General features: G+C 65.4%; 1 protein-coding gene. It reads left to right on the top strand.

The window, feature by feature from the left end; all coding sequences use genetic code 11:
* The coding region (locus AX721_RS03010; RefSeq protein WP_156466977.1) for a TonB-dependent receptor domain-containing protein at positions 1-918 on the top strand (918 nt) is incomplete at both ends.

The raw sequence follows: 918 nt of genomic DNA, 5'->3' as shown, positions 1-918 counted from the left end.
ACGGCCTGCGCCTGCGCGGCGGCTACAACCGCGCCGTCCGTGCGCCGCACGTCCTCGAGCTGTTCAGCCCGCAGAACGTCGTCCTCGACGGCACGCAGGACCCCTGCGCCGGTCTGGCCGCCAGCGATCCGCTGGTCGCCCGCTGCGCCCAGGCGTTCAACCTGACGGCCGCCCAGGTCCTGGCCATCGAAGCCAACCCGGCCAACCAGTACAACGGTCAGATCGGTGGTAACCCGAACCTGGATCCGGAAACCGCCGACACCTGGACCGTGGGCTTCGTCTACCAGCCCTCGTTCCTGCCGGGCTTCAACTTCTCGGCCGACTGGTTCTCCATCAAGGTGAAGGACTTCATCTCGGGCATCGGCGCGGACACGATCATCAACCGCTGCGTCAACACCCTGGACTCGTTCTTCTGCGGTCTCGTGAACCGCGACCAGGACGGCTCGATCTGGCTGTCGAACCAAGGCTACGTCGTCGACACCACGCTCAACACGGGCGCCCTGCGCACCAAGGGTATCGACTTCAACGTCAGCTACCGGACCGACCTCGAGAACTTCGGCATCAGCAACGGTGGCGGCCTGAGCTTCAACTTCGTCGGCACCTGGCTGGACGACCTGTCGATCCAGAACCTGCCGGGCGACGACTTCTTCAACTGCGCCGGCTACTACGGCACGATCTGCTCGGTCTCGGGTGGTCTGTCGTCGCCGAACCCCGAATGGCGTCACAAGGCCCGCGTGACCTGGACCACGCCCTTCGAATACGGCGACTGGGTGAAGGACTTCTCGCTGTCGCTGCAGTGGCGCCACTTCAACAAGGTGACGCTCGACGCCTACTCGGACGACCCGGCGCTCAACAACCCGGGCCTGCAGTACGCCACGGACAAGACGCTCGCCTCGCGCGACTACTTCGACCTGACGG

It is taken from the genome of Phenylobacterium sp. CCH9-H3 (assembly GCF_001557235.1).
GTDB lineage: Bacteria > Pseudomonadota > Alphaproteobacteria > Caulobacterales > Caulobacteraceae > Phenylobacterium.
Note: the sequence above shows the minus strand (reverse complement) of the source record. Positions and strands in the feature narration are given on the sequence as shown.